Here is a 26992-nt window from a genome sequence, read left to right on the forward strand (position 1 = left end):
GATAGGCGCGGCCGTGGTGCTCGGGGCCGTCCTCGCCGTGCTCGGGGTAGGAGTCGGCGAACCGCAACCCGCCAGGGCGGATGACCCGGTGACGTTCGATCAGAGTCACATCGTCGACACCGTCGGAGCGCTCGGCGACCGGGAGCCCGAGGTGGTCGCCGCCCTCGATGAGCTCTTCGCCGGCACCCAGATCGACCTGTTCGTGGCCTACGTGTCGAGCTTCGACGGGGTGGACGACACGTCGACCTGGGCCGACCAGACCGCCGTGGACAACGGGTTCGGCGACAACGATGTGCTGCTGGCCGTGGCCACGGATGACCGGCAGTACCAGCTGTCGGTCGCCACCGACTTCGTGCTCGACGAGGCCCAGCTCGCCGAGGTGCAGAACACCGCCATCGAACCGTCGCTGCGGGAGAACGATTGGGCCGGCGCCGCCATCAACGGTGCCGCAGCCATGGAGCAGAGTGTGGCCGGCGAGCCCCTCAGCGCCCCCGTCATCACTCCTGGCGAGGCCGGCCCGAGTTCCGGCGGCTCCGGCGGCGGTTTTCCGCTCTGGATCGCCGTGTTGCTGGTGCTCGCCGTGGTTGGTGGCATCGTCGCGATCGTGATCGTGGTGCTGCGGCGGCGCGGCACCGCCCCCGTCACCGGCCAGGGCAAGCCCACTGACGAGGTGCCGACGGCCGAGCTGAAACGGGAGGCGTCGAGCGCGCTGATCGAGACTGACGACGCCATCAAGACCAGCGGCCAAGAGGTGGGCTTCGCGCTCGCCTCGTACGGGGCTGCCGCCGCGGAACCCTTCCAGGCCGCCGTGAGCGGCGCGGCCGGCAAGCTCAGTCAGGCGTTCACTTTGCAGCAGCGCCTCGACGACGCCGAACCCGACACCGAGGAGCAGGTGCGGTCCTGGTACCGCCAGATCATCGCCCTGTGCGCCGAGGCCAACCGTGCCCTCGACGAGCAGGCCGCCGCCTTCGACGAGTTGCGCCAGCTGGAGGCTAACGCCCCGGCCGCCGCGGCCGAGCTCGACACCGAGCTGGCTGCCGTCGATGCCCTCCTCGACCAGGCCGAGGCCCGGGTGGCCGAACTCGCCACTCGGTACGCCCCCGCCGCGATCGACACCGTCGCCGACAACCCCGAGCAGACCGCCGAACGGCTCACCTTCGCCATCAACGCGCTGGCCGAAGCCCGCACCCAGCTCGCCGCCGGCGAACCGGGCGCCGCGGCCGTGGACATCCGCGCGGCTGAGGAGGCCATCGACCAGGCCAAGCTGTTGGTCGACGCCGTCGACAGGCTGGCCGCCGACCTGCAGCGGGCGGAGGCCGGCATCCCTGCGATGCTCGCCGACCTCGACACCGATCTGGTCGCCGCCCGCTCGCTGCCCGCTGCGGGCGAGGCGTCGGCCGCGGTTCCCGGGGTGATCGCCCGCACCGAGCAGACGCTGGCCGAGGTGCGCGCCAGCCTGGCCGCGCCGCCGATCAACCCGATCGAGCTGCTACGCACCCTCGAGGCCGCGAATGCCGCCATGGATGCCGCGCTGCAGGGGGTGCAGAACGCCCAGTTGCAGGCGCAGCGCCTGCAGGCGGCGTTGGCCCAGAGCCTGCAGTCCGCGCGCAGTCAGGTGTCGGCGGCGGAGGACTTCATCACGGCCCGGCGCGGTGCGGTCGGCGCCGAGGCGCGCACCCGCCTGGCCGAGGCCGGCCGGTTGACCGCGCAGGCCGATTCCCTCGTTGCCAGTGACCCGGCCGCCGCGCTGGCCGTGTCCCAGCGGGCCGGCTCGCTGGCCGCGGAGGCGACGGCCATGGCCCGGCGCGACGTGGACAGTTTCTCGACCAATGACGATGACTTCGGCGACTTCTTCGGCGGTGGCGGGGCCAGCCGGCGCGGCGGCAGCAACGGCTCGATGGGAGCCGTGCTCGGCGGCATCCTGATCGGCCAGATCCTCGGCGGCGGCGGTGGGGGCGGCGGCATGTTCGGTGGCGGCGGCGGTGGCGGCTTCGGAGGGATGGGCGGTGGCGGTCGTCGCAGCAGTGGCGGCGGCTTCGGCGGTGGCGGACGCCCCGGCAGCTTCGGCGGCAGCGGCACCCGCGGCCGGCGGGGCGGTGGCGGCCGCTTCTAGAACTCGCCTGAACCTCCCGCCGCGAGATGACAGTTGAGGCCCCTTAGATGCTCAGGAAGCGGCCTGAAGTGGCGACTCGCCGTCGGCATGCCGCAACAGACCCTTTCAACGAGCCGGAAGGGGCACTGTGCCGCAACTGCGCGAGACTCCTACCGCCCGAGCGCGAACAGGGGCGGGGCCGGGATGTCGACCGTCAGGTCGGCGAGGATCCGGCCGACGGTGGGGGTGAACTTGAAACCGTGGCCGGAGAAGCCGGCGCCCACGATCACCGGGCCGAGCCGGTCGAGCACGAAGTTCGAGTCCGGCGTGGTCGTGTAGGTGCAGCTGATCGCGGCGAAGTCGTCGGGGTCGGCGCCAGGCAGCCATTCTCGGGCGTAACGGCGCAGGGCCAGCAGCTGCTCGGGCTCGGCGGTGAAGTCCCGGTGGTCGGGGTCGACGACGGGGCCCACGCCGTGCCAGCCGGCCTTGATGCCCTCCCCCGGTGTGTGCATTCCGTAGACCGGGGACCGCCAGTACCCGTAACCGGGCGTGCCGGGCCGGTAGCCGTGATTGAAGCCCGGCCAGGTGAAGCTGGTGTCGAGCACGGCGAAGTGCGCCGGCTGCTCCTGGGTGACCACCAGGCGCGGCAACGGCAGCAGCCCGGCGAGCAGGGTGTCCGTCCAGGCGCCGAGCGTGACGATCACCCGTTTGGCCTCGAACTGTTCGGTGTCGGTGTCTACCAGCACCCTGTCATCGCCGATCACCGTCAGCCGGGTGGCCGGCATACCGTGCTCGATGCGCGCGCCGTGGGCGGCCGCAGCGGTCTGCAGTGCGTCGACCGACGCATCCGCGTTCAGGCGGCCGGCCTCCGGCGTGTAGAGCACCTCGGTGTCGAAGCGGATGCCCGGCCAGCGTTCCCGCGCGGCGTCGACGGCCAGCAGTTCGGGGTCGAACCCCACCGAGGTGAGGGCCGCGTGCACCGCCGCGAACGGTTGACCCTGGCCGTGGTTGACCAGGCCCACCTGCTCGAGCAGCGTGGTGTCGGTGTCGTCCTCGAGCTCCCGCCAGAGCCGCAGCGCCTCTACCAGCATGGCCACGTAGGTGGGGTCGGAGTAGCTGAGGTTGAAGTTGCGGGAGGCGCCGTGCGAGGCGCCGGTGGTGTGCCCCCGGTCGAAGCGTTCCAGCAGGGTCACCTCGCGGCCGCGGCGGGACAGCTCCCAGGCGGCCGCTGAGCCCATTGCGCCGCCGCCGAGCACCAGGGTGTCGACACAGGTGGTCATCCGAGCACCTGGCGCACTGTGAAGTCGAGGGCGGCGACGGTGAGGGCGATCGAGGCCACGTCGATGCGTTCGTCGTTGCCGTGGAACAGCATCCGGAAGGTGCCGTAGTCCCAGCGCGGGCTGAGCAGGCCGAAGCCGTAGGCGGGGATGCCGCGGCGCCGGTAGAACCGGGCGTCGGAGCCGCCGACGCTGAGCACCGGCAGCAGGTCGGCGTTCGGGTAGGCGCGGGCGACCGCGGAGCTCAGCGCGGCGAACAACGGGGTGTCCACCGAGGAGCGGGTGGCGGCCTCGAACCTGTCGCCGACGATGTCGATGTCGACCATCAGCTCGCCGAGGGCGTGGCGCAGGTAGGCGTCCACGTGGCCGGCGTCGGTGCCGGGCAGCACCCGGATGTCGAGGTCGACGGTGGCCAGCGACGGGATGACGTTTTCCTTGGTGCCGGCGCGCACGATGTTGGGCGAGATGGTGGTGTGGCTTGAGGCGTGAGCGAAGCCGGCCAGGGTGCCCAGCTCGTGCACGGCGTCGTCGATGCGGGCCGGGTCGGTGAGCCGCTCGGCCAGCTCGGCGGGCAGGCCGAGCACCGACACGTAGTGCCGCCAGTCCGCGGTGATCTGCACGGGCGCTTCGAACCGGGCCAACCGGCTCACAGCCTCGGCGGCGATCACGGCGGCGTTGCGGGCACCCCAGGGCGCCGAGCCGTGGCCGGGGGTGCCGTGCACGACCAGGCGTCGGCCGGCAATGCCCTTCTCCCCCACCGTGGTGGTGATCGACGGCCGCACGCCCACGGGCGCGCCGCCGGATTCGGTGAGCACAAAGTCGGCGTCGATGAGGTCGAGGCGGTGCTCGGTAAGCCAGCCCACTCCGTGCCGGCTGCCGCTCTCCTCGTCGGCGACGGCCGCGAAGACCAGGTCCCCGCGCGGCCGGAACGGGCCCATGGCGAGGTCGCGGATCACGACGGCGTAGCTGGCGGTGAGGTAGAGCATGTCCAGGGCGCCCCGGCCCCAAATCTCGCCGTCGACGAGCTCGGCGGTGAACGGGTCGCGGCTCCAGCCGTCCAGGTCCACCGGTACGACATCGGTGTGGCCGACCAGGGCGAGCGACGGGGCGGTCTTGTCGGTGCCGCGGAGGCGGGCGATCAGCGATGCCCGGCCGGGGTGCGGTTCCACCACCTCGAGCTCGAGCCCGGAGCCGGCGAAGAACCCCTCGAGGGTGCGCACGCTGCGGATCTCGCCGCCGGAGTCGGCGGTGCCGTCGTTCACACAGGCGTTGCGGATGAGATCGCGCAGCAGGTCGACGGTCTGGCGGGTGAGCACATCCGGGTCGGTCATCAGCGCACCATTCCCGCCAGGCTGTGGGCGAACTCGTCCAGAATGGCCCGGCCGGCCGGCCAGGCGCCGAGCTTGCTGGCCGCGTTGAGGTGCCCGGCGTTGCCCACGTCGACGAAGCCGGCGCCCCATGCGGCCGCCAGGTTACGGGCGGTGCCGAGAGCGCAATACGGGTCGTCAGCACTGGCAATCACCAGGGCGGGGACGCCGAGCAGGACCGGTTCGGCCGAACGGAAGCTCGGCGCCGCCTGCGGGAACCCTGCTCCGAACCGATCCGGCGGCGCCACCAGCAGGGCGCCGCGAACGCGGCCGGGGTTCTGAGCCAGCCAGGCCGCGGCGGCCAGGCAGCCCAGGCTGTGCGCCACCAGGATCGTGTCCGGCGTGGTGACGGCCGCGTCCACGGCGGCGATCCAGTTCTCGAGGTCAGGCTCGTCCCACGAGGCCGGGCGGATGCGCACGGCATCCGTCTGTGTCGCCTGCCAGCGGGACTGCCAGTGCTTCTCGTTGGAGTCGTTGATGCCCGGCACGATCGTCAGGCTCAGGGGGGTCGGCATGCAACACACACTATCCGCCGCGGCGACGCTGCCGATGAATCGGGCGAAGGTGCAGGGGAACGCGGTAGCTTCTTAGCGTTGACACCCTTCGAAAGGACACTCACATGACCAAGCAGTCGATCTTCGGCCGCATCGCCCAGCTCACCCGGGCGAACATCAACGCGATGCTGGACTCCGCGGAAGACCCCCAGAAGATGCTCGACCAGATGGTGCGTGACTTCACCAACAGCATCGCCGATGCCGAAAGCGCGATCGCCGAGACCATCGGCAACCTGCGCATGCTCGAAGACGACCACCGCGAAGACGTGCAGGCCGCCGGCGAGTGGGGTCGCAAGGCCCTCGCCGCCAGCCGCAAGGCCGACGAACTGCGCACGAATGGCAACGCCGCCGACGCCGACAAGTTCGACAACCTGGCCAAGGTGGCCCTCGGCCGCCAGCTGCAGTCCGAGAAGGAGGCGAAGGACGCCGAACCGCAGATCATGAGCCAGACCGCCGTCGTAGAGCAGCTCAAGACCGGCCTGAACACCATGAAGACCAAGCTGGGCCAGCTCACCGCCAAGCGCAGCGAACTCATCGCCCGGTCCAAGACCGCTGCCGCGCAGTCGCAGGTGATGGATGCCGTGAAGAGCATCGACATGATGGACCCCACCAGCGAGGTCAGCCGGTTCGAGGAGAAGATCCGCCGCGAAGAGGCCAAGGTGCGTGGCGCCAGCGAACTCGCCGCATCCAGCCTCGACGCGCAGTTCGAGAGCCTCGACGACCTCGGTGAGCTCACCGAGGTGGATGCCCGCCTCGCCGCGCTCAAGGCCGGCTCGCCCTCCTCGATCGAGCAGTAGCGCACCGCCTCACACAGCGTAAATCCGGAACGGCCACGGGAATACCCCGGGGCCGTTCTGTATTGTCACCACCATGACTACTCTCGGAATCATCGGTGCCGGTCATATCGGCAGCCAGCTCGCCCGCCTCGGCGTGGCCAACGGATACGACGTCGTGGTGAGCAACTCCCGCGGCCCCGCGACCCTCGACGGCCTGGTGGCCGAACTCGGGCCGCGGGCCCGCGCCGCCCTGCCCGCAGAGGCCGCCGCGGCCGGTGATCTGGTGATCGTCACGATCCCGCTGCACGCCATCGACACATTGCCGCTGCCCGAACTGGCCGGCAAGCTCGTGATCGACACCAATAACTACTACCCCCAGCGGGACGGCAACATCGTGGCCCTCGACGAGGAGACCTCGACGACCGCCGAGCTGCTGCAGGACCTGCTGCCGGACGCCAGGGTCGTGAAGGCGTTCAACCACATCTACGCCGCGGACCTCACCACCGACGGCCAGCCGGCCGGCTCGGCGAATCGCCGTGCCCTCGTCATCGCCGGCAACGACCCCGAGGCCCGCGCGGTCGTCACTGCGCTGCTGGACGACTTCGGTTTCGACACCGTGGACCTCGGCCCGCTGAACGAGGGCTGGCGGATCCAGCGCGACACCCCGGGCTACGGCCCGCGGATGGACGAATTCGAGCTGCGCGAGGCGGTGAGCGCGGCCATCCGTTACCGGGACATGCCGCAGGCGGTCTAGGCCGACGCCCCCGAACTGGCAGATGCGCCCGGCCGGGGCCGAGGGGCATACTGGGGTGGTGTCCCCCAACTACGTGGTCGTGCCGCAGTGGCAAGGTTCGGTTTCTCCGCGCGCGATGCGCCTGGTCGACGGGGCGGAGGCGATCCAGGGCGACCTGCCCTCCTCGGTCACCTTTCCCGTCGACGTGCCCGCCGAAGCGGGCGATGCCCTGGACACCGGCATCCACCGGTTCTCGGCGCTGCTGACGGTGCGTGACCGGCAGTTGGCCGTGCTCCGAGCCGGTTCGGAGCCGGTGCTCACGATCGGCGGCGACTGCGGGGTGTCCTTCGGCGCCGTCGAGCACGCCTCCCGCCGGCACCCCGACGACATCGCGCTGGTCTGGTTCGATGCCCACCCCGACCTGCACACCAGCGAATCCTCGCAGTCCGGTGGCTTCGGTGGCATGGTGCTGCGCGCCATCCTCGGTGACGGCGTCGACGGTCTCGCGCTCGACGCCGATGCCCGGCTCAGCCCGGACCGGGTGGTGCTGGCCGGCGTGCGCGACATCGACCCGGCCGAAGATGTCTACATCACGGAGCAGGGCATCCCGCTGGTGCCGGTGGAGGATTTCGGCACCCCGGCGGCGGTCGTGGCCGCGGTCAAGCGCACGGGCGCCGCGCACGTGTATGTGCACATCGACCTCGACGTGCTCGATCCTGCCACGATCGTCGGCCTGTCGAACATCTACCCGTTCGGTCTGGCCGTGGAGGGCCTCACCGCCGCGATCACGGCGCTCCGCGCCGAATTCCCGCTGGCCGGCGCCACCATCGCCGGCTTCGCGCCGTCCTCCCCCGAGGCTGCCAACGACGACCTGCCCAGCATCCTGCGCATCATCAGCGCGATCACCCGCTGACGACCTTTTCGCTTGCCTGATCGAAGGAGATCAACCATGACCACGGAGGACTTGAGAGTCGTGACCGAGCGGCGCGGGCACCTGCTGCTGATCGGGCTGAACCGGCCCGAGAAGCGCAATGCGGCTGACTTCGCCATGTTGCAGCAGCTCGCGCTGGCCTACGGGGAATTGGAGCGTGACCCGGAACTGCGCGTGGGTGTGGTGCACGCTCTCGGCGAGCACTTCACCGCCGGGCTCGACCTGGCCGATGTGGGCCCGCGGCTCGGCCCCGACGGTATCGACATCGTTCCTGCGGGCGGCATCAACCCCTGGCAGGTCGACGGCACCGCGCTGACCAAGCCCGTGGTGATCGCCGTGCAGGGCACCTGCCTCACCCTGGGCATCGAGCTGATGCTGGCCAGCGACATCGTCGTCGCCGCCGAGTCCACCCGGTTCGGCCAGATCGAGGTGAGCCGGGGCATTCTGCCGTTCGGCGGCGCCACGATCCGGTTCCCGCGCGCCGCCGGCTGGGGCAATGCCATGCGCTGGCTGCTCACCGGGGACATGTTCGACGTCAGGGAGGCGCACCGGATGGGCCTCGTGCAGCAGATCGTGCCGAACGGTCGCGAGCTGCACCGGGCCATCGAGCTCGCCGAGCGCATCGCCGCGCAGGCGCCGCTGGCCGTGCAGGCCACCCTCGCCAGCGCCCGCACGGCGCTCCGTGACGGTCCCGCAGCGGCCGAGGCCGAGCTGCAGCCCGCCCTGGCGCGCCTGGCCGGGTCGACGGATGCCCGCATCGGCATGGAGGCGTTCCTCTCGCGCCAGACCGCTGCGTTCCAGGGACGCTAGTCTGGCGAACTCTGGATTCCTCCCGGGAACGGTCGGTAGGCTGCGACGATGACCGACTCTGCAGCGATGCCCGCCACCCGTAGCTATGACGTCATCGTGATCGGTGCCGGCGCCGTGGGCGAGAACGTGGCCGACCGCACCGTGCAGGGGGGCCTCCGCACCCTCATCGTGGAGGCCGAACTCGTCGGCGGCGAGTGCTCATACTGGGCCTGCATGCCCTCCAAGGTGCTGCTGCGCAGCGGCGCCGCCCTCGCCGCGGCCCGCCGGGTGGCCGGCGCGGCCGAGGCGGTCACCGGGCAGCTCGACGTGGCTGCCGTGCTGGGGCGCCGCACCACCTTCACGCACGACTGGAACGACGACAGCCAGGCCGACTGGCTGGCCTCCGCGGGCATCGACCTGCTGCGCGGCCACGCCAGGCTCAGCGGCGTGCGCGAGGTCACCGTGCAGACGACGGATGGGCCGGTGGTCGTCACTGCCAGGCACGCCGTGGTCCTCAGCACCGGGTCCAGCGCCCTGTTGCCCGACATCGACGGCCTCTCCGACGTGTCACCGTGGACCAGCCGGGACGCCACCTCGGTGACGAACCTGCCCGGCCATCTCGCCATCATCGGCGGTGGTGTCGTCGCCGTGGAGATGGCCGCCGCGTACCGGTCGCTTGGCGCCGAGGTGACCCTGCTCGTGCGCAGCTCCCTGCTGCGGGACCAGGAACCGTTCGCCGGCGAGCTGGTGGCCGCCGCCCTCGCCGACTCGGGTGTCCAGGTGCTCACCGGCGCCAGCCCCACCGCCGCCCGCCGCATCGATACCGGCCAGGTGGCCCTGGTGCTCGCCGACGGCCGCACCATCACGGCCGACGAGGTGCTCGTGGCCACCGGCCGGGCGCCGCGCAGCCAGGACCTCGGCCTCGAGAACGTGGGCCTCACCCCGGGCGACTGGGTCGACGTGGACGACACCCTGCTGGTCACCGGCGACTCCGCCGCCCTGGCCGGCGACTGGCTCTACGCCACCGGCGACGTGAACCACCGGGCGCTGCTCACCCACCAGGGCAAGTACCAGGCCCGTGCGGCCGGCGACGTCATCGTCGCCCGCGCCAGGGGCACGGTGGTCGACGACGCCCCATGGGGCACCCACGTGGCCACGGCCGATCACGCCGCCGTGCCGCAAGTCACCTTCACCGACCCCGAGGTGGCCTCGGTCGGGCTGACCGCCGCCGCGGCCGAGCAGGCCGGCTACCGCATTCGGGTGCTCGACTACGACCTGGCCGGGGTCGCCGGCGCCAGCGTGCTGGCCGACGGCTACAGCGGGCAGGCCCGCGCCATCGTCGACCTCGACACCGAGGTGCTGCTGGGTGTCACCTTCGTGGGCGCCGGTGTCGGCGAGCTGCTGCACGCGGCCACCATCGCCGTGGTCGGCGAGGTACCGATCAGCCGGCTTTGGCACGCTGTGCCCAGTTACCCCACCCTCAGCGAGGTCTGGCTGCGGCTGCTCGAGGCCTACGGCCGGCCGCCGGCCAGCAGCGACCGGAGCCTCTGATGCGACGGCTTCTGCTCGATTCCCCGCTCAGCCGGGCCGGGTATCTGTACGCCACCGCGGTCGGCCTGGTCTGGGGTGCGATCTGGAGCACCGGCCGCGTCGAACACCGGAACGGCCTGTTCGTGTTCCGCGGGCTGCCCGCCTGGTCGTTCGGCCGCGGCGGCTCCTGCGTGGGCGCCGTCTACCTCACCAACCAGAACGTGACGGCAGATGTGCTCGAGCACGAGGCCGTGCACAAAGTGCAGTGGCAGCGTTACGGCATGCTTTTTCCGCTGCTGTATCTGCTCGCCGGGCGGGACCCGTTGAAGAACCGGTTCGAGATCGAGGCGGGCCTGGAGAAAGGCGGCTACCTACGCCAGAAGCGTGCGGCTACGCGTGCTCCGCGCGCCCGTCACGCCAGTACCCCATGAAGGCCACCTGGCGACGGTTGATGCCGACCTCGGAGACGAGGAAGCGGCGCAGCCGCTTGATCACACCGGCTTCACCGGCCAGCCAGGCGTAGAGCTCGCCGTCGAGAGCCGATCCGTCCGGCACCTCCCAGAGGATGCTCTCGTCGATGTCGATGTCGGGCAGCTCGGTACCGCTGTGGTGTGCGGTCAGGAAGCGGGCCGTCCAGCCCCGAACGGCGGATTCGAGCGCGGAACCGTGGGCGGCGCCGTTGCGGGCCAGCCAGGTCACGGTGACCCCGTCGGGAGCGTTGGTCTCGTGCGCGTCGCCGTCTTCGGGCACCTCGATGTAGGCGCAGCCCCGAGCGGTGCGCGGCAGGGCCGAGAGGATGGCGCAGATCGCCGGAGCGGCGGTCTCGTCGCCGGCGATGAGCACGGTGTTGGCGTTGCCCGGGGCCCACTCGATGCCCACGATCGGGTTGTCGCCGTCGGCGACAGGTCCCACGATGGCGACCTCGTCGCCGACGATCGCGGCGCGCACCCAGCGCGATGCGGGGCCGGCGTCGCCGTGGGTGACGAAGTCGATGTCCACCTCGCGGTGCTCGGGGCGGGCGTGCCGCACGGTGTAGGTGCGCAGGGGGTTCCGGCGCTCCGCGGGCAGGTCGCGCCAGGTCTCGTACCAGGAGTCGCTCTGCGGGAAGGACGAGACCCCGACGCCGGGCAGCGGGAGGACGAGCTTGATGCGCTGATCGAGGCCGGCGGTGCCGAATTCGTGCAGGTCGGGGCCGGTGAAGGTCACCCGGGTGAAATTTGTCGACAGACGTTGCACGCGGGCCACCGAGACGGCGAACGGGCGGTAGCTGGGGCGCGGTGCCCGCACGCGTGCGGCGGCCGGCGCGGGAGCGACTGTCGAGGTAAGCATGGCCTAAGTATGGCATGCCTTACCTATGTTTCACCTAGCGATTTCCGGTGAACGGTTCCGAGGTGGGTCGTTACGCGGCGGTGACCCACTCGCTGGCGACGTAGCTGCCCGCGCCGCGCCGCGTGGCCGGGCTGACGTAGCCGGTGGGGATCGCGGCGGGCTGTCCGCTGCTCACGTAGCCGGCCGGCTCGGCTGAACGATCGGTGCGGGGGCCGGCGATGCTGATGTAGGAATTCATGATGCTCCTGTCGGGTGGGGCTGGTTTCGACGCAGAGCTTCATTGGACGCGTGCTGGTGGTGGTGTGTGATCGCGCGGCCGGCCGGCTGGGCCGGCCGCGCGAGTGAGGTGGTGCGGGTGTTACTCGCCGACGCCGACGGGCTCAGCGGCCACGTTGGCCGAGCCGGCCGCAGCGTCGGTGGCCAGGTTCAGCCGGAGGCTCGCGCCGAGGGTGGTGTCCACGTTCGTCCAGTACTGGATGGCGCGTTCCTTGACCTCGGGGCGGGTGACGCCACCGACGGCACCGGTGATGGTCTCCAGGAACCGGGCCTTGGCCGCGTCGTCGAAGACGTCGCGGTAGAGGGTGCCGGCCTGGCCGAAGTCGTCGTCCTCGGATCGGAGGGTGGCGGCGCTGCGCACCAGCGCACCGTCGAACTCCCAGCTGCCGTCGCCCGCGAGGGCCGGATCGGCGACGGGGCCGCCGAGCGAGTTGGGCGCGTAGACCGGGGCGCTGGCGTCGTTGAAGTGGTACCGGGCGGCGCCATCCTGCGAGTAGTTGTGCACCGGGGCCTGGGGCGCGTTCACCGGCAGCTGGTTGTAGTTGGTGCCCACGCGGTAGCGCTGGGCATCCGGGTAGGAGAAGATACGAGCCATCAGCATCTTGTCGGGGCTGGCGGCGATGCCGGGCACGAAGTTGGCCGGCGAGAACGCGGCCTGTTCGATCTCGGCGAAGAAGTTGCCCGGGTTGCGGTTGAGGGTGTGCGTGCCCACCTTGATGAGCGGGAAGTCCGCGTGCGGCCAGACCTTGGTGAGGTCGAACGGGTTGAACCTGTAGGTCTTGCCCTCTTCGTAGGGCATGACCTGCACGTGCACGTCCCAGGACGGGAAGTCGCCGGCGTCGATGGCTTCGTAGAGGTCGCGCCGGTAGTAATCGGCGTCGGCGCCGGCGATGAGCTCGGCTTCTGCGCCTTCCATCTCGATGTTGCCCTGGTTGGAGGTGAAGTGGTACTTCACCCAGAAGCGCTCACCGGCGGCGTTGATCCACTGGTAGGTGTGCGAGCCGAAGCCGGGCATGGTGCGCCAGGACCGCGGCAGGCCGCGGTCGCCCATCAGGTAGGTCACCTGGTGGGCGGACTCGGGCGAGAGGGTCCAGAAGTCCCACTGCATGTCGGCGTCGCGGAGGCCGGAGCCGGGCAGGCGCTTCTGCGAGTGGATGAAGTCGGGGAACTTGATGCCGTCGCGGATGAAGAACACCGGGGTGTTGTTTCCGACGATGTCGTAGTTGCCCTCCTGGGTGTAGAACTTCACCGAGAAGCCGCGCACGTCGCGCCAGGTGTCCGGGCTGCCCTGCTCGCCGGCGACGCTGGAGAAGCGCTGCAGGGTGTCGGTGCGCGCGCCGGGCTGGAACAGCGCCGCGCGGGTGTATGCGGACACGTCACCGGTGACTTCGAAAACGCCGTGCGCTCCGCCGCCCTTGGCGTGCACGATGCGCTCCGGGATGCGCTCGCGGTTGAACTGCGCGAGCTTCTCGACCAGGTAGCGGTCGTGCAGGGCGGTGACGCCGTCGGCGCCGGCGGTGAGGGAGTGCTCGTCGCTGGGAACCGGGGTTCCGGTCTGGGTGGTGGTGGGGGGCAGTGTTGTCATGGTGCTCCTTCGTGTCATGTGCTGGTCGTTCGCGTCGTTTAGAAGTCGGTGGATGTCGAGGGGAGCGTCGTGCCGGTCTGGCAGTCCGGGCAGAGACCCCAGAAGGTGACCTCGGCGGTCTGCACGACGAAGCCGGCGGTGTCAGACGGGGTCAGGCAGGGAGCTTCGCCGGTCACGCACTCCACGTCGCGAACGCTGTGGCAGTTCGTGCAGACGATGTGGTGGTGGTTGTCGCCCACCCGGCGCTCGAACAGCGCGGCGGAGCCGGCCGGTTCGATGCGGCGCACCAGACCGGCGGTGTTGAAGGCGCCGAGCACACCGTAGACCGCCTGCAGGGAGGTGCCGGGCAGTTGCCGGCTGACGGCCTCGAAGAGCTGGTCGGCGGTGGCGTGCGGAGACGCGGCGAGCCCGCCAAGCACGGCCAGCCGGGGTGCGGTGACCTTCAGTCCCGCAGCGCGAATCTCGGCGGCATGGTCGGCGGCGTGGTCGAGGGCGGCTGGTATCGCCTGGTCGTCCATTCCGTGTCTGTGCATGCCCTCACGCTAGCAGTTGTTTTGAATCACTCAAAACAAGACACGCCGGTCACAGGCCGGCCGGCACCCGGTCCTGCCAGCGGAGCCTGCGCTCCAGTTGCGCCCCGAGCGCCAGCAGGGTGGCCTCGCCGCCCGGCCGGCCGATCAGTTGAACACCCATCGGCAGCCCGTCGGCGGTCTGCGCGACGGGCAGGGTGATGGCCGGCAGGCCGCAGACATTCACCATCGAGGTGAACGGCGTGTACTGCACCTGCTGGGCGAAGTTGCGTTCGCCATCCGTGGCGTCGTACCAGCCCACAGGTCGCGGGGTCAGCGCCAGCGCGGGCGTGAGCACGGCGTCGAAGCGGGCCAGCTGACGGATGAACGAGCGCTCGTAGGCGGCCAGGGTGCTCAGCGCCTCGGCCACGGCGCTGCCGGTCAGCGAACGGCCGCGGTGCATCAGCCACCGGGTGAGGGGTTCGAGCAGGGCCTCCTGCTCCGGGGTTTCGGCGGGGATCCGGGCCGCGCTGAGCTGCCACAGCGCCCGGAAGGCCGGCGCGTAGCTCGGGTCTGCCGTGAGGGCGGTTTGTTCGATGCCGTGCCCCATCGCCGCGAAGCCGTCCACGGCCGAGGTGAGCGCGGCCAGGGCCTCCGGAGCCAGGCTGATCTCGTAGGCGTCGTCCCAGGCCGAGGTGGTCATCACGCCCAGCTGGTACCGGCCCTCACCGCGGATGGCGGCGCCGAGCAGCTGCTCGTCTCCCCCGGGCGCCCGCACCGAGAACGGATGCTCCGGCCGGCCGCCGCCCGGCGCGATCATGGCGTCCAGCAGCAGGGCCGCATCCGCCACGGTGCGGGCCAGCGGGCCGGCCACCGGCAGTCCGCCGGGCACGTCGAGGCCGCTCGCCGCCGGAATTCGGCCCCGGGACGGCTTCAGGCCGACGAGGCCGCAGGCGGCGGCGGGGATCCGCACCGAGCCGCCGCCGTCACTGCCGGGTGCGAACGGCAGCATCCGGGCGGCCACGGCCACCGCGGCGCCGCCGCTGGATCCGCCGGCGCCGAAAGCGGGGTTCCAGGGGTTGCGGGCCGGCGGGGCAGCCAGGCTCTCGGTGTAGGAGGGCAGGCCGAACTCGGGCGTGTTGGTCTTGCCCAGGCTGATTCCACCGGCGGTGTCGAGGGTCTGCACGAGCAGGTCGCTGGTTTCGGGCACGTTGTCCCGCATCAGCCGGGAGCCCAGGCGCGCGGGCACGCCGGCGCGCAGCTGCAGATCTTTGTCGCCGAAGGGCAGGCCCCATAGCGGTGCGGTGCGGGGAACCTCGTTCTCCACGAACCGGGCCCTGGCCAGGGCGGCCTCGGCGGTCACGGTGACAAAAGCGCCGAGCCCGGGGTTCAGCCGCTCGATGCGGGCCAGGTAGTGCTCGGTGAGGTCGGTGGGGCTGATCTCGCCCCGCTGCAGCGACCGCCACTGGTCGAGGGCGGTCAGTTCGAAGAGGTCGGCCATCCCCCGAGCCTAGCCATGCTGGCGCCGGAAACCCCGGCGAGGGTAGCCTCGGAGGATGACCCGCACCAAGACTGCCGCGCTGTACAACCCGATGGGCACGACCGCCCTGGTCACCGGCGCGTCCAGCGGGCTGGGGGTGGGCTTCGCGCACGAGCTCGCCCGCCGCGGCGCCGACCTGGTGCTCACCGCCCGGCGGCTCGACCGCCTGGAGGCCCTCGCGGTGGACCTGGCCGAGAAATACGGCACCGTGTCGACGGTGATTCCGCTCGACCTCGCCGAACCCGGCGCCGTACCCGAGCTGGTGCGGGACCTGACCGAACGCGACATCCGGGTGGCCACCCTGGTCAACAACGCCGGCTTCGGCCATTTCGGCGCCCTGGTGGATGCGCCGGCCGGCCGGGTGCACGACCAGGTCGCCGTGAATGTGGCGGCGCTGACGGAGCTCACCCACGCCCTCCTGCCCGGTCTGCAGGCCGCAGCCCTCGCCCATCCGCACGGGGCCGCACTGGTGAACCTGGCCAGCACCGCGGCGTTCCAGCCGGTGCCGCGGCTGGCCGTGTACGCCGCCGCCAAGGCCTACGTGCTCAGCCTCACCGAGGCGCTCTGGTACGAGACACGGGCCACCGGCCTCAAGGTCACCGCGGTGTGCCCCGGCCCCACCGAGACCGAGTTCTACGCCGTCGCCCGGCGGTCACCGGACGGGCCGCGGCGTCTGATGAGCGTCGACGAGGTGATGCACACGGCCTTCGCCGCTCTCGACGCGGCCACGACTCCCCCGCACACCGTCGTCGGCGGCCAGAACCGGGTCGTCGCCTGGCTGGCCGGAACGGCACCCCGGCGCGCCGTGGTGACGGTGACCGGGCGGTTGTCGCGCCGCTGAGTTGCCGGCTGCCGCTACTTCAGGCTCTTCTGAAGCAGCACGGTGCCCAGCCAACGCTCGAACTTGAAGCCGACCTTGCCCATCCGGCCGATCTCCTCAAAACCGAAGTCCTGGTGCAGCTTGATCGAGGCGTCGGCGCCCTGGTCGGCGATCACGGCGATGATCTCCTTGAGGCCGGCGGCCCTGGACCGCTCGATGAGTTCGGCCAGCAGAACCCGGCCCAGCCCCTTGCCGGTGGAGGCGGCACCGAGGTAGATGGAGTTCTCGACGGTGAACCTGTAAGCCTTCTTCTGCTTCCACGGGCTCACCAGGGCGTAACCGAGCAGCTGGCCGGCAGGGGACTCGGCGACGATGAACGGCATGCCGAGCTTGGCCAGGTAGTGGAACTTGTCGCGCCATTCGGCAAGCGTCATTGCATCCTCGTCGAAGGTGACGGTGCTGTTCGCGACGTAATAGTTGTAGATCTCCTGAATATGGGGCAGGTCGGTCTCCACCGCGTCGCGCAGCGCGTACTCGAACGGCGCCTCGGGCGCCGGCGCCGGAGACAGGTGACGCGGCAGCCGCCGACGGGGCTGGTATTCCTCTTCTAACACCGGACGGGTCCTCTCCACATGCTGTTCAGGCTACCGTCAGCGACCAGTCGATGGGCGCGGCGCCCTGCGCGGCCAGCAGCGCGTTCGCCCGGCTGAACGGGCGCGATCCGGTGAATCCACGTCGGGCCGACAGCGGGCTCGGATGCGCGGAGACGATGGTGGGGGTGTCTCCCAGTAGCGGGGCGAGGTTTTCGGCGTCCTTGCCCCAGAGGATGGCGACCAGCGGCGTGCCGCGGGCGGCCAGCGCCCGGATGGCCTGCTCGGTCACGGCCTCCCAGCCGTGTCGCCGGTGCGAGCCCGCGGCGCCGGCCCGCACCGTGAGCACCCGGTTGAGCAGCAGCACGCCATGCCGGGTCCAGGGGGTGAGGTCGCCGGTGGCCGGGGTCGGCAGAGCGAGGTCGTCGTGCAGCTCGGTGAAGATGTTGCCCAGGCTCCGCGGCACCGGGCGCACCTCAGCGGCCACCGAGAAGGCCAGGCCCACCGGATGCCCTGGGGTCGGGTACGGGTCCTGGCCCACGATGAGTACCCGCACGTCGGCGAACGGCTGCCGGAAGGCCCGCAGGATGTGCTCCGGCGCGGGCAGCACCCGTTCGCCGGCCGCGGCGTCGGCCCGCGCGAAGGCGAGCGGGGCCGCGAACGGGTCCACGGTGTTCACATCGACCGGCGCATCCCCCGCGCCGGGGACGCCGAAGGCGCGCGCCCAACCGGGGTCGATCGGCGCCGCGATCAGCGCGGGTTCTGCCATCCGCTAGGCGCCGAAGGTGCTCACCAGCACCCCGCCCTCGGATTCGCTGACGGTCCAGACACTGCCGGCGCCGGCCACGCCGAGGGTGCCCTGGCCCACGATCAGCACGGTGCCCTCGTCCACGGCGAGGCCGCCGCGGATGAGTCCGGCCTCGGTGGCGGCGACCATGCGGCTCAGGGTGCCCCACTGGGCGACGTGCACGTCGACGGTCACGTCGAGCAGGCCGATGCCGTTCTCGATGGTGATCTCGTCGAGGTCTTCCGAGGCTTCCTGCGGGCTCACCGGCACGCCGCCGATGCGCCAGCCGCCGAGCAGGGCTCGCTCGGCCGCGATCATCGCGCCGGCGGAGTAGCCCAGGTACGGGATGCCGGCGGCCACCTGGCGGCGGATCTCACCGGCGATGGGCGCGACGGCCGTGAGATAGGCGGGGGTGAGGCCGCCGCCGATGACGATGCCGTCGGCATCCGCCACCGCCAGCAGGGTCGCCAGGCCATCGAGGGCCAGCGACGTGATGACGGGGTCAAGCGGGCCGGCTGCTTCGAGCGCGGCGACGAGTTTGGCGGCGTGGTCGTCGCCGTCGCCGTTCCGTACCACGATGATCGCGATCCGCGGGTCGGTGCGGCCGGCGGCGGTGGCCCGCAGGGCGGCCTCGGCCAGGAACGGCCCGAAGACCGCCGCGTCGTTCTCGGTGTCGTTTTCGGGGGCCCAGCCGCCGCCGACGAGGTGGATGCTCATGCGTCGACCACCGAGGTGAGCGGGGTGGCCGTGACGGGCGGGAGCGACGACCAGGGGAAGACGATCCAGCCGTCGGTCTCGCGCCAGGTGAAGTCGGGCACGTGCACGGTGCGCGGCTTGGTGTACAGGGTGGCGGAGCGCACCTCACCGGCCGATTCCTTGAGGATGCCGACCACGAGGGCGAGGGTGTGGCCGGAGTCGGAGACGTCGTCGACCAGCAGCACCCGCAGGCCCGCGAGGGCCGGGGCGTCGAGCATCGGGCCGGACAGCACGGGCTCGGGCAGGCGCTCGTCGATGCCGCTGTAGAACTCGACGTTGATGGAGCCGCAGTTCTTGGTGCCGAGGGCGTAGGAGATGGCTCCGGCGAGCAGCAGTCCGCCGCGGGCGATGGCGATCACGACATCGGGCTGGAAGCCGCTGGCCAGCACCGTCGAGGCCAGCGACCTGGAGGCGTCGGCGAAGTCGGTCCACTCCAGCACCTCGCGCGGCGGGTCGATGGTGGCGGGGGGCGCGGTTTGCTGCTGGTCGGGTTGCATTTGTCAATGGTAGAACCTCGGGCGGCCGCAGTGCGCGGCCGAAGGGCCCGGTTCCGCGGCGGCGCCCCGGTTACAGGAGAATTGACCCATGATCACACTGCACCAGGACGCCCACGGTTTCATCCGCATGAACCGCCACTTCCCCAGCAAGACCCCCATCGCGATTCTCTTTACCGACGGCACGACCGGCGAGTACACCGGCGCTCGGCTGAACGACCTGTACGACACGGCGCTGGCTACCTTCCGCGCCGAGAACCGCCTGGATGCCAAGGGCTTTTCCCGCGCGCCGGCGAAGACCGTGCACCCCACCAACAACGTGGAATTCGTGCCGGTCGAGTCCGGGATGGCGCCGTAACCGTCTTGTGAGCCTTCTGCCGCACAGCGCCGAGGTGGAGATCGTGCTGCTCCTGGCCTCCCCCGTGCACCGCTACGAGGGGCGCCCGGCCGACGGGCCGCTGCCGATGGTCGGCGCGGAGAGCCACCCCAGCGTCCGCCTGCGGGCGGGCCTGGGCATCGTGGGCGACCGGCACTTCGCCAAACCGGCGCACGTACACGCGTCGGTCACCGTGATGAACGCCGACGTTCTGGCGCAGGTGGCGGATGACCTCGGCCTGCCGCGCACTCTGGACCCGGCCGCCACCCGGCGCAACGTCCTGCTGCGCGGGGTGGATATCGACTCTCTGCGCGGCGCCACGTTCTCGCTCGACACCGGCGACGGCCCGGTCGAGTTCCTGGTCAACCGGCCGGCGAACCCGTGCGCCTGGATGGACGTGGTGCTGGCTCCCGGCGCGCACCGGGCCCTGCGGGGCCGCGGCGGCATGCGCTGCGAACCGCTGACCGACGGGATGCTGCGGCTCGGGCCCGCCCGGCTGCGCTGCACCAGCCCCCTGACCGGTGTGGGGCTTACGGGTGCCGAACCGCCTGGCCGGCCAGCACGGCCCGGTAACCCTCCCGGTAGCTCGGATAGGTGAAGCTGAACCCGGTCTCGAGGATTCGACGGTTGCTCACGCGTTTGTCGCCGCCGCGGCGGCCGCCGGTCTCGACGATCTCCGGGTGGGGCAGGCCGAGTTCGTCGGCGAGGAAATCCAGCACCTCGGTGGCGGGCACCGGCGTCGAGTCGACGCCGAGGTAGAGCGGGTCGGGCGCCGTGTCCCGACAGACCAGGTGCACGATCATGGCCGCGGCGTCGTCGCGGTGGATCCGGTTACTGAGACGGCCGCGCGCGGCAATCGTCGCCCGCCCCTCGCGGACCTGCCTGATCAGGCGCTCCCGGCCGGGGCCGTAAATGCCGCCCAGGCGCAGCACGACGGCGGCCGGGATCCGGCTGCGCAGCAGCTGCTCGGCCTCGAGCAGGATCGAGTCGGTGCCCGGTCCCGGGGCCGCCGGGGTCTCCTCGTCGACAGTGCTGCCGTCGTTCACGTCGTACACCGCGGTGGAGGACACCAGCAGGAACCGGCGCGGGGTGACCCCGGTCGCGTCGAGGGCGTCGAGGAGGTTGGCCAGGCCGGTCACATACGCGGCCCGGTACACCGCGGGGTCTGGGTTGCCCGCGGCGACGGTCACGATCACGATCTCGGTGTCCGCCGGCACCTCGGGCCGCTCGCGGCTCAGGTCGACGGACTGCCCGTTGAGGGCGACCGGGAGCACCCCGGCCTGGCGGCGCACTCCCACCACTCGTTGGCCGAGGGCGACCAGGCGGAGGCCCACCTCGGTGCCGAGGTCGCCGCATCCGGCTATCAGTACAGTCATGACTCCAGTATGGAGCGGCTCGCGCGGCGTCAGAGCACGTCGCCGTCGGCCGCCGGCGGAACGTGGCGTTCCGGCGTGCCGTTGTAGAACGACAGCGGCCGGATCAGCGCGTTCGCGGCCAGTTGTTCCATGATGTGCGCGGTCCAGCCGGTCACCCGGGCGGCGACGAAGATCGGCGTGAAGCTGGCGGTGTCGAAACCCATCAGGTGGTACGCCGGGCCGGCCGGGTAGTCCAGGTTGGGCAGGATGCCGGTGCGGGTCTTCATGCCGTCGGCGAGCGATTCGTAGAGGTCGAGCAGGTCGGGCCGGTCGAAGTGGTCGATCAGGGTGAGCAGCGCCGCGTGCATGGTGGGCACCCTGGAGTCGCCGTGTTTGTACACCCGGTGGCCGAAGCCCATCACCTTGCGCTTATGCGCGAGGGTGTCCTCCAGCCAGAGTTCGGCGCGCTCCGCCGACCCGTCGCCCAGGCCGATCTCGCTGAAGATGTGCATCACGGCCTCGTTCGCGCCGCCGTGCAACGGGCCCTTGAGCGCCCCAATCGCCCCGGTCACGGCGGAGTAGAGGTCGGAGAGGGTGGAGGTGATCACCCGGGCCGTGAACGTGGACGCGTTGAAGGAGTGCTCGGCGTACATGATCATCGACACGTCGAAGGCTTCGACGACCTCGACCTCCTGCACCTCGCCGAAAGTCATGTAGAGGAAGTTCGCCGAATAACCGAGGTCGTCGCGGGGTTCGACGAGGTCGAGGCCGTGCCGGCGGCGCTGATCGTACGAGACGATCGCCGGCAGCTGCGCGAACAGGCGCAACGACTTGGCCAGGTTGGCCTCCACCGACGAGTCCGGGGTGCTCAGGTCGTTGGCGCCGATCACGCTCACGGCGGTGCGCACCACGTCCATCGGATCGGCGGAGGTGGGGATCTCGTCGATCACCCGGCGCACCGAGTGATCCAGGCGCCGGAGTGACCGCTCGGCGACCTCGAATGCGGCCAGTTGCACATCGTCCGGCAGCTCGCCGTGCCAGAGCAGGTAGGCGACCTCTTCGAAGCTCTTCTGCGCGGCCAGTTCCTGCACCGGGTAGCCGCGGTAGAGCAGCGAGTTGGAGTCGGGGTTGACCCTGGACACCGCCGTCGTATCGGCCACCACCCCGGCCAGGCCGCGGTGGATCTCCGGCACGACCGGCTGTTGTACCGGGGCCGTGTGGGTGGGCTGGTTGATAGTCATTTCGCTCCTTTGCGTCCTGAGGTACTTGGCCGTGCTGGTACTGCTTCGTGGTGCCGTTGTGGTGCTGGGCTAGCCGTCGTGACCGCTCAGAGTGAAGTTGAAAATCCCCGAATCGAAGCGATTGTAAGCCTCGTAGTCCAGCAGCCGGTAGAGCTCGGCGCGGGTTTGCATGTCCGGCAGCCGGCTGGTCAACGAGCCCTCGGCGAGGATGGTGTCCAGGCCCGCAACGGCTGCGCCCATCGCCAGGCGCAGCAGCGACACCGGGAAGATCACCAGGTTGATGCCCACGTCGGCGAGCTGGTCGACCCTGAAGAGTTCGCTCTTGCCGAACTCGGTCATATTGGCCAGGATCGGCACGTCCACCGCCGCCCGGATGGCTTCGAATTCGGCCAGGGTGCCCATGGCCTCGGGGAAGATCGCGTCGGCGCCGGCATCCACCAGCGCCTTGGCCCGGTCGATCGCTGCGGCCAGCCCGTCGACGGCGCGGATGTCGGTGCGCGCCATCACGAGCAGGTTCGCATCCCGCCGGGCGTCGACGGCCGCGCGGATGCGCTTGAGGGCCGTGTCGGTGTCGACGACCTGCTTGCCGTCCAGGTGCCCGCAGCGTTTGGGGTTGACCTGGTCCTCGATGTGCAGGCCGGCCACGCCGGCATCCTCGAGGGTCTGCACGGTGCGGGCCACATTCATCGGCTCGCCGAAGCCGGTGTCGGCGTCGACGAGGGTGGGCAGGTCGGTCATCCGGGAGATCTGCTGACTGCGGCCGGCGACCTCGGTGAGAGTGGTCAAACCGATGTCGGGCAGACCGAGGTCGGCGGCGAGCACGGCACCGGAGATGTAGACGCCCTCGAATCCCTTGGCCTGGATCAGTTTGGCGCTGAGCGGGTTGAACGCGCCGGGGAAACGCAGCAGCTCGCCGCCGGCGAGGTCGGCGCGGAGTTGCGCGCGCTTGGCGGCGGGGGTGAGTCCGGAGTAGAGCATCAGAAGATTCCGTTCAGGCTGGGCAGCGGTTCGAGGAGGCCGGGGCGGGCCACCAGGGTGAGGCCGCCGAGTTCGGCAGCGGTCAGCTCCGGCAGCCGCTGGGCGAGGTCCAGGAACCGCTCGATCTCGGCCGGCTCCAGGGCGTTCGCGGCGAGCAGCCGGAACTTGGCGACGTAGTCGGCGCGCACGAACGGGCGGGCGCCGAGCGGATGCGCATCCGCGACGGCCAGCTCGTCGACCAGACGGCTGCCGTCGGCCAGCAGGATCTCGACACGGCCGCCGAACGCCTTCTCGGCGGGGTCGCTGGAGTGGTACCGGCGGGTCCACTCGGCATCTTCGCTCGTGCTGACCGTGTTCCACAGGGCCACGGTGTCGGCCCGGCCGGCGCGCTCGGGCCGGTAGGAGTCCTCGTGATGCCAGGAGCCGTCCTGGAGCGCGACGGTGAAGATGTACGGCACCGAGTGGTCCAGGGTTTCCCGGCTGGCCAGCGGGTCGTACTTCTGTGGGTCGTTGGCTCCGGAGCCGATCACGTTGTGGGTGTGGTGTGAGGTGTGGATGACGATGCTCGCCACCGCGCCGGGCACCAGGATTTCGGGGTGCTCGCGGTGCAGCTTCCGGGCCAGGTCGATGAGCGCCTGGGCCTGGTACTCCGCGGAGTGCTCCTTGGTGAAGCTGTCCAGGATCGCCCGTTTGGGCTCACCCGCGGCCGGCAGGGCTACGTCGTAAGCGGCATCCGGTCCGTCGAGCAGCCAGGCGATCACGCCGTCCTCACCCTCGTAGATCGGGGTGGGGCTGGTCTGGCCGCGCATGGCCCGGTCGACGGCCTCGACGGCCATCTTGCCGGCGAACGCGGGAGCGTATGCCTTCCAGGAGGAGATTTCGCCCTTGCGGGACTGCCGGGTGGCCGTGGTGGTGTGCAGGGCCTGGCCGACGGCCTGGAAGATCGTGTCGGGGTCCAGGCCCAGCAGGGTGCCGAGGCCGGCCGCGGCCGACGGGCCCAGGTGGGCGACGTGGTCGATCTTGTGCTTGTGCAGGCTGATCGAGCGGGCCAGGTCGATCTGCACCTCGTAGCCCGTCGCGATGCCGCGCACCAGGTCGCCTCCGGTGAGGCCGCGGCGGGCGGCCAGGTGCTGGGCGACGGCGATGAGCGGCGGGATGTTGTCGCCGGGGTGCGAGTACTCGGCGGCGAGGAAGGTGTCGTGGTAGTCCAGTTCCCGCACGGCCACCCCGTTGGCCCAGGCCGCCCACTCCGGCGAGACCCTCTCGGTGTCGGACGGGCCGAACACCGTGGCGCCGTCGCCGCCGGTCGACCGGGGATGCGCCAGCGCCTGCGACCGGGCGGCGGCGACGGCGGCACGGGTCAGCGAGGCCGCGGCGACGGCGGCGTTGTCGATCACCCGGTTGATGATCATCTCGGTGACATCGTCGTCGACCGGGACCGGGTCTGCCGCGCAGGCGGCGATCTTCCAGGCCAGCTGGTCGGTCTTGGCGGGGCTGTTCTCGCTGGGGTGCACGCGCACGGAGGTTGTCTGCACGAGGGTGGTCCTTTCGAATCGGGGAGGTCAGGAGGTCGTTTCGGTGGCCTCGAGCACCGCGAGCACACTCGCGAGGCTGAGATGCAGGTGCACGTGGGTGGCGTGCGCGGCGAGCGCAGCGTCGCCGTGGATGATCGCGTCGAGGATCAACAGGTGTTCGGCCGCGGCGGCCCGCAGCCGCACCGGGTTTCCCCTGGCCACCCGGCGGATGCGGGCCAGGTGGGTGCGCACGGTGACCAGGGCGCCCACCAGGAAGGAGTTGTCGACGGCGGCGTCGATGGCGGCGTCGAACTCGTCGATCAGCGCGTAGTACTCGTGGATGCCGTCTTCGCCCGCATCGAGCAGGGCCGGGGCGGCGACGAACCGGTCGCGCAGCATCCCGAACGCGGTGCGGTCATCGCGGCGCGCGGCCAGCGTCGCGGCCCGCTCCTCGAGGGCCTCGCGCAGCTCGTAGAGATCGTTGATCGACTCGACCGACATCTCGGTGACCGAGAAGCCCCGGCCGCTGCGGCCGGCGACGAGACCGGCGGCCACGAGCCGCGCCACGGCGGAGCGCAGCGGGGTGCGGGAGACGCCGAGCCTGGCGGCCTGTTCCACCTCGAGCAGCACCGTGCCTGCCGGCAGGACTCCGTCGAGGATCTCGTCACGCAACACCCTGTAGGCCCGGTCGCTCGCCCGCTCCGGTGCGGATTTCACGGTCTCTGTATACACACGCGCATTCTATTCCCCTATTGCCCGGCGTGTGCAAGACTAACCGCACCTTGTGTATACATGAGAGCTTCAATGGAGAGGTTCGCACCATGATCGAAGACACTGGAACCACTCGCACGACCCCCCAGGGCTACCGCGATGTCTGGCGGCGGAGCATCGACGAGCGCGATGACTTCTGGCTGCAGGCCGCCGGGCTCGTCGATTGGGTCAGCGCGCCGACCACGGCGCTGACAGAGCGCTCCCCCACTGACTACTCCTGGTTCGCGGACGGCACCCTCAACACCAGCTACAACGCCCTCGACCGGCACGTCCTGGCCGGCCGCGGCGATCACACGGCGCTGATCTACGACTCCGCGATGACGGGCACCCGCATCCGGCTGAGCTACCGCGACCTGCTCGACCGGGTCGCCAGGTTCGCCGGGGTGCTGCGGGCCAATGGCGTGGGCCGGGGCGACAGGGTCATCGTGTACCTGCCGATGATCCCCGAGGCCGTCGTGGCGATGCTCGCCTGCGCCCGGATCGGGGCCGTGCATTCGGTGGTGTTCGGCGGCTTCGCGGCCAGCGAGCTCGCCGTGCGCATCGACGATGCCCGGCCCGCGGTGATCGTCACGGCCTCCGGCGGCCTGGAGCCCGGCAAGGCGGTGCCGTATCTCCCCTTGGTGCAGAAGGCGCTCGAGCTCAGCGCCGGCTCGGTGCACACCGTCATCGTGCGCGACCGTGCCACGATCGACGGATCTGCCGCCGACTACGCCGGGGACCCCGCCGACGATGCCGCCGTGCGTTGGCTGGACTGGGCGGACGCGGAGGCCGCCGCCACCCCGGCCGACCCGGTCACCGTCGCAAGCACCGACCCGCTCTACATCCTCTATACCTCCGGCACCACCGGAAACCCGAAGGGCATCATCCGCGACAACGGCGGTCACGCCGTTGCGCTGACCTGGTCTATGCGGGGCATCTACGACATCGGGCCCGACGACGTGTTCTGGGCGGCGTCGGACGTCGGCTGGGTGGTCGGCCACTCCTACATCGTCTACGCACCGCTGCTGGCCGGCGCCACCACGATCATCTACGAGGGCAAGCCCATCGGCACCCCGGATGCCGGCGCCTTCTGGCGCGTCGTGGCGGACTACAGGGTGAACGTGTTGTTCACCGCGCCCACGGCCATCCGGGCCATCCGCCGGGTCGACCCCGACCTGACCGAGCTGGCCCGCCACGACGTGTCCAGCCTCACCGCGCTGTTCCTGGCCGGTGAACGGCTCGACCCGGAGACCTTCCACTGGGTCAACGACGGCCTGCACTGCCCGGTCGTCGACCACTGGTGGCAGACCGAGACCGGCTGGGCCATCTGCGCCAACCCGCGCGGAATCCAGGAGCTGCCCACCAAACCCGGCTCCACCGCGGTGCCGGTGCCCGGCTACGACATCGCGATTCTCGATTCGAAGGGCGCACCCATCACCAAGCCGGGCAAGGACGGCAACATCGTCATCCGGCTGCCGCTGCCGCCGGGCTCCCTGCTGGGCATCTGGGGCGGCGCCGACCGCTTCGTCGACGCCTACCTCACCGCCTTCCCCGGTTACTACGCCACCGGGGACTCCGGGCACCTCGACGCCGACGGCTATCTCTACGTGATGGGCCGTACCGACGACGTGATCAACGTCGCCGGCCACCGGCTCTCCACAGGGTCCCTCGAGGAGGTGCTCACCCGGCATCCGGCCGTTGCGGAATGCGCCGTGCTCGGTGTGCACGACGCGCTCAAGGGCCAGCGGGCGGCCGGTTTCGTCACCCTCAAGGCCGGCGCGGTGGTCGACCACGATCTGCTCACGGCCGAGCTGGTCAACCTGGTGCGGGAGCACATCGGCCCGGTGGCGGCGTTCCGCGACGTGAGAATCCTGGACCGGCTGCCCAAGACCCGCTCAGGCAAGATCCTGCGCAAGACCATCCGCCAGATCGTCGACGGCGAGCCGTACAAGGTCCCGCCCACCATCGAAGACCCCGCCGTGCTCGACGCGCTCGCCCTTGCTGTCCGGCCCCCACCAACCGACTAACATCCACCCATCTCAC

28 protein-coding genes are annotated in these 26992 nt (G+C 70.9%); 11 read left to right on the plus strand and 17 right to left on the minus strand.

Going from position 1 to position 26992, the window contains the following annotated elements:
- The first annotated feature begins 13 nt into the window (after positions 1–13).
- Positions 14–2113, plus strand: coding sequence for a TPM domain-containing protein (locus tag E3O60_RS18010; protein ID WP_198415736.1), 2100 nt, complete (start codon positions 14–16; stop codon positions 2111–2113).
- A 149-nt stretch (positions 2114–2262) separates the two neighbouring features.
- On the opposite strand, the gene E3O60_RS18015 is transcribed toward E3O60_RS18010, so the two are convergent.
- From E3O60_RS18015 to E3O60_RS18025, 3 genes are read right to left on the minus strand one after another with little or no spacing between them, the layout of a single operon-like run.
- Positions 2263–3372: an FAD-dependent oxidoreductase gene (locus E3O60_RS18015; protein WP_134498886.1), complete on the minus strand. Its 1110-nt coding sequence runs from the start codon at positions 3370–3372 to the stop codon at positions 2263–2265.
- Positions 3369–4700, minus strand: a complete 1332-nt coding sequence (locus tag E3O60_RS18020) for a M20/M25/M40 family metallo-hydrolase (protein WP_088455374.1) — start codon at positions 4698–4700, stop codon at positions 3369–3371. Before E3O60_RS18020 ends, E3O60_RS18015 begins: the two co-directional genes overlap by 4 nt.
- Positions 4700–5251 (minus strand): alpha/beta hydrolase, encoded by a 552-nt coding sequence (locus E3O60_RS18025; RefSeq protein WP_166789028.1) that lies wholly within the window; start codon positions 5249–5251, stop codon positions 4700–4702. Before E3O60_RS18025 ends, E3O60_RS18020 begins: the two co-directional genes overlap by 1 nt.
- 104 nt (positions 5252–5355) lie before the next feature.
- On the opposite strand from E3O60_RS18025, the gene E3O60_RS18030 reads away from it, so the two are divergent.
- The 6 genes from E3O60_RS18030 (at position 5356) to E3O60_RS18055 (ending at position 10480) form a co-directional block, all read left to right on the plus strand.
- On the plus strand, positions 5356–6087 hold the full coding sequence (locus tag E3O60_RS18030; protein ID WP_088455373.1) for a PspA/IM30 family protein: 732 nt from the start codon (positions 5356–5358) through the stop codon (positions 6085–6087).
- A 73-nt stretch (positions 6088–6160) separates the two neighbouring features.
- The gene (locus E3O60_RS18035; RefSeq protein ID WP_134498887.1) at positions 6161–6820 is read left to right on the plus strand and encodes an NADPH-dependent F420 reductase; all 660 of its coding nucleotides are present in this window, start codon (positions 6161–6163) and stop codon (positions 6818–6820) included.
- A 58-nt stretch (positions 6821–6878) separates the two neighbouring features.
- Entirely contained in the window at positions 6879–7712 is an 834-nt protein-coding gene (locus tag E3O60_RS18040) for an arginase family protein (RefSeq protein ID WP_134498889.1), read from the plus strand.
- A gap of 36 nt (positions 7713–7748) precedes the next feature.
- A complete protein-coding gene (locus E3O60_RS18045; protein ID WP_134498891.1) occupies positions 7749–8540 on the plus strand; it encodes a crotonase/enoyl-CoA hydratase family protein in 792 nt (263 codons plus the stop codon).
- Between the two features lie 48 nt (positions 8541–8588).
- Positions 8589–10070 (plus strand): NAD(P)/FAD-dependent oxidoreductase, encoded by a 1482-nt coding sequence (locus E3O60_RS18050; protein WP_241993308.1) that lies wholly within the window; start codon positions 8589–8591, stop codon positions 10068–10070.
- Positions 10070–10480: a Fe-S oxidoreductase gene (locus E3O60_RS18055; RefSeq protein ID WP_103479664.1), complete on the plus strand. Its 411-nt coding sequence runs from the start codon at positions 10070–10072 to the stop codon at positions 10478–10480. The genes E3O60_RS18050 and E3O60_RS18055 overlap by 1 nt, the downstream gene beginning before the upstream one ends.
- Here E3O60_RS18055 and E3O60_RS18060 read toward each other — a convergent pair.
- The 5 genes from E3O60_RS18060 to E3O60_RS18075 form a co-directional block, all read right to left on the minus strand.
- Positions 10440–11378, minus strand: a complete 939-nt coding sequence (locus tag E3O60_RS18060) for a siderophore-interacting protein (RefSeq protein WP_103479665.1) — start codon at positions 11376–11378, stop codon at positions 10440–10442. The genes E3O60_RS18055 and E3O60_RS18060 overlap by 41 nt on opposite strands.
- Positions 11379–11448: 70 nt before the next feature.
- On the minus strand, positions 11449–11616 hold the full coding sequence (locus E3O60_RS18620; RefSeq protein ID WP_165787969.1) for a hypothetical protein: 168 nt from the start codon (positions 11614–11616) through the stop codon (positions 11449–11451).
- A 120-nt stretch (positions 11617–11736) separates the two neighbouring features.
- Positions 11737–13239 carry a catalase gene (locus tag E3O60_RS18065; protein WP_103479666.1) on the minus strand — a complete coding sequence of 501 codons (1503 nt, stop codon included), beginning with the start codon at positions 13237–13239 and terminating at the stop codon, positions 11737–11739.
- Positions 13240–13277: 38 nt separating this feature from the next.
- Positions 13278–13757, minus strand: coding sequence for a Fur family transcriptional regulator (locus E3O60_RS18070; protein ID WP_103479667.1), 480 nt, complete (start codon positions 13755–13757; stop codon positions 13278–13280).
- 64 nt (positions 13758–13821) lie between these two features.
- Positions 13822–15249: an amidase gene (locus tag E3O60_RS18075; RefSeq protein WP_134498893.1), complete on the minus strand. Its 1428-nt coding sequence runs from the start codon at positions 15247–15249 to the stop codon at positions 13822–13824.
- A 55-nt stretch (positions 15250–15304) separates the two neighbouring features.
- Between E3O60_RS18075 and E3O60_RS18080 the strand changes: the two genes are divergently transcribed.
- A complete protein-coding gene (locus E3O60_RS18080) occupies positions 15305–16129 on the plus strand; it encodes an SDR family oxidoreductase (protein ID WP_241993309.1) in 825 nt (274 codons plus the stop codon).
- 14 nt (positions 16130–16143) lie between these two features.
- Here E3O60_RS18080 and E3O60_RS18085 read toward each other — a convergent pair whose 3' ends face one another.
- From E3O60_RS18085 to E3O60_RS18100, 4 genes are read right to left on the minus strand one after another with little or no spacing between them, the layout of a single operon-like run.
- Positions 16144–16722, minus strand: a complete 579-nt coding sequence (locus E3O60_RS18085; protein WP_088455365.1) for a GNAT family N-acetyltransferase — start codon at positions 16720–16722, stop codon at positions 16144–16146.
- Positions 16723–16747: 25 nt separating this feature from the next.
- Entirely contained in the window at positions 16748–17467 is a 720-nt protein-coding gene (locus E3O60_RS18090; protein WP_134498895.1) for a uracil-DNA glycosylase, read from the minus strand.
- 3 nt (positions 17468–17470) lie between these two features.
- Positions 17471–18202 carry a Type 1 glutamine amidotransferase-like domain-containing protein gene (locus tag E3O60_RS18095; protein WP_088455363.1) on the minus strand — a complete coding sequence of 244 codons (732 nt, stop codon included), beginning with the start codon at positions 18200–18202 and terminating at the stop codon, positions 17471–17473.
- Positions 18199–18738: a phosphoribosyltransferase gene (locus E3O60_RS18100; RefSeq protein ID WP_088455362.1), complete on the minus strand. Its 540-nt coding sequence runs from the start codon at positions 18736–18738 to the stop codon at positions 18199–18201. The genes E3O60_RS18095 and E3O60_RS18100 overlap by 4 nt, the downstream gene beginning before the upstream one ends.
- A gap of 88 nt (positions 18739–18826) precedes the next feature.
- On the opposite strand from E3O60_RS18100, the gene E3O60_RS18105 reads away from it, so the two are divergent.
- Both E3O60_RS18105 and E3O60_RS18110 read left to right on the plus strand, forming a co-directional pair.
- Entirely contained in the window at positions 18827–19093 is a 267-nt protein-coding gene (locus E3O60_RS18105; protein ID WP_088455361.1) for a hypothetical protein, read from the plus strand.
- Positions 19094–19100: 7 nt separating this feature from the next.
- Positions 19101–19709, plus strand: a complete 609-nt coding sequence (locus tag E3O60_RS18110) for an MOSC domain-containing protein (protein ID WP_241993310.1) — start codon at positions 19101–19103, stop codon at positions 19707–19709.
- Here E3O60_RS18110 and E3O60_RS18115 read toward each other — a convergent pair.
- The 5 genes from E3O60_RS18115 to E3O60_RS18135 form a co-directional block, all read right to left on the minus strand.
- A complete protein-coding gene (locus E3O60_RS18115) occupies positions 19642–20487 on the minus strand; it encodes an NAD-dependent epimerase/dehydratase family protein (RefSeq protein WP_088455360.1) in 846 nt (281 codons plus the stop codon). The genes E3O60_RS18110 and E3O60_RS18115 overlap by 68 nt on opposite strands.
- A 29-nt stretch (positions 20488–20516) precedes the next feature.
- Complete coding sequence (locus E3O60_RS18120) at positions 20517–21707, minus strand: bifunctional 2-methylcitrate synthase/citrate synthase (RefSeq protein ID WP_088455359.1); 1191 nt, start codon at positions 21705–21707, stop codon at positions 20517–20519.
- A gap of 69 nt (positions 21708–21776) precedes the next feature.
- Positions 21777–22685, minus strand: a complete 909-nt coding sequence (gene prpB / locus E3O60_RS18125) for a methylisocitrate lyase (protein ID WP_088455358.1) — start codon at positions 22683–22685, stop codon at positions 21777–21779.
- Positions 22685–24220 (minus strand): MmgE/PrpD family protein, encoded by a 1536-nt coding sequence (locus tag E3O60_RS18130; protein WP_103479673.1) that lies wholly within the window; start codon positions 24218–24220, stop codon positions 22685–22687. Before E3O60_RS18130 ends, prpB begins: the two co-directional genes overlap by 1 nt.
- Before the next feature lie 27 nt (positions 24221–24247).
- Positions 24248–24931, minus strand: a complete 684-nt coding sequence (locus E3O60_RS18135) for a GntR family transcriptional regulator (RefSeq protein ID WP_240632381.1) — start codon at positions 24929–24931, stop codon at positions 24248–24250.
- Between the two features lie 89 nt (positions 24932–25020).
- Between E3O60_RS18135 and E3O60_RS18140 the strand changes: the two genes are divergently transcribed.
- A complete protein-coding gene (locus E3O60_RS18140) occupies positions 25021–26976 on the plus strand; it encodes an AMP-binding protein (protein WP_134480457.1) in 1956 nt (651 codons plus the stop codon).
- Positions 26977–26992: the final 16 nt, after the last annotated feature.

Origin of the sequence: Cryobacterium sp. TMB1-7, from assembly GCF_004402435.1 — a bacterium.
GTDB classification, from domain to species: Bacteria; Actinomycetota; Actinomycetes; order Actinomycetales; family Microbacteriaceae; genus Cryobacterium; species Cryobacterium zongtaii.

Coding starts and splice junctions, on each gene's coding strand:
- E3O60_RS18115 (WP_088455360.1), bottom strand. CDS start 20,487: ATGACTGTACTGATAGCCGGATGCGGCGACCTCGGCACCGAGGTGGGC.
- E3O60_RS18065 (WP_103479666.1), bottom strand. CDS start 13,239: ATGACAACACTGCCCCCCACCACCACCCAGACCGGAACCCCGGTTCCC.
- E3O60_RS18050 (WP_241993308.1), top strand. CDS start 8,589: ATGACCGACTCTGCAGCGATGCCCGCCACCCGTAGCTATGACGTCATC.
- E3O60_RS18035 (WP_134498887.1), top strand. CDS start 6,161: ATGACTACTCTCGGAATCATCGGTGCCGGTCATATCGGCAGCCAGCTC.
- E3O60_RS18105 (WP_088455361.1), top strand. CDS start 18,827: ATGATCACACTGCACCAGGACGCCCACGGTTTCATCCGCATGAACCGC.
- E3O60_RS18015 (WP_134498886.1), bottom strand. CDS start 3,372: ATGACCACCTGTGTCGACACCCTGGTGCTCGGCGGCGGCGCAATGGGC.
- prpB (WP_088455358.1), bottom strand. CDS start 22,685: ATGCTCTACTCCGGACTCACCCCCGCCGCCAAGCGCGCGCAACTCCGC.
- E3O60_RS18090 (WP_134498895.1), bottom strand. CDS start 17,467: ATGGCAGAACCCGCGCTGATCGCGGCGCCGATCGACCCCGGTTGGGCG.
- E3O60_RS18140 (WP_134480457.1), top strand. CDS start 25,021: ATGATCGAAGACACTGGAACCACTCGCACGACCCCCCAGGGCTACCGC.
- E3O60_RS18120 (WP_088455359.1), bottom strand. CDS start 21,707: ATGACTATCAACCAGCCCACCCACACGGCCCCGGTACAACAGCCGGTC.
- E3O60_RS18020 (WP_088455374.1), bottom strand. CDS start 4,700: ATGACCGACCCGGATGTGCTCACCCGCCAGACCGTCGACCTGCTGCGC.
- E3O60_RS18030 (WP_088455373.1), top strand. CDS start 5,356: ATGACCAAGCAGTCGATCTTCGGCCGCATCGCCCAGCTCACCCGGGCG.
- E3O60_RS18025 (WP_166789028.1), bottom strand. CDS start 5,251: ATGCCGACCCCCCTGAGCCTGACGATCGTGCCGGGCATCAACGACTCC.
- E3O60_RS18060 (WP_103479665.1), bottom strand. CDS start 11,378: ATGCTTACCTCGACAGTCGCTCCCGCGCCGGCCGCCGCACGCGTGCGG.
- E3O60_RS18095 (WP_088455363.1), bottom strand. CDS start 18,202: ATGAGCATCCACCTCGTCGGCGGCGGCTGGGCCCCCGAAAACGACACC.
- E3O60_RS18075 (WP_134498893.1), bottom strand. CDS start 15,249: ATGGCCGACCTCTTCGAACTGACCGCCCTCGACCAGTGGCGGTCGCTG.
- E3O60_RS18070 (WP_103479667.1), bottom strand. CDS start 13,757: ATGGACGACCAGGCGATACCAGCCGCCCTCGACCACGCCGCCGACCAT.
- E3O60_RS18045 (WP_134498891.1), top strand. CDS start 7,749: ATGACCACGGAGGACTTGAGAGTCGTGACCGAGCGGCGCGGGCACCTG.
- E3O60_RS18080 (WP_241993309.1), top strand. CDS start 15,305: ATGACCCGCACCAAGACTGCCGCGCTGTACAACCCGATGGGCACGACC.
- E3O60_RS18620 (WP_165787969.1), bottom strand. CDS start 11,616: ATGAATTCCTACATCAGCATCGCCGGCCCCCGCACCGATCGTTCAGCC.
- E3O60_RS18055 (WP_103479664.1), top strand. CDS start 10,070: ATGCGACGGCTTCTGCTCGATTCCCCGCTCAGCCGGGCCGGGTATCTG.
- E3O60_RS18100 (WP_088455362.1), bottom strand. CDS start 18,738: ATGCAACCCGACCAGCAGCAAACCGCGCCCCCCGCCACCATCGACCCG.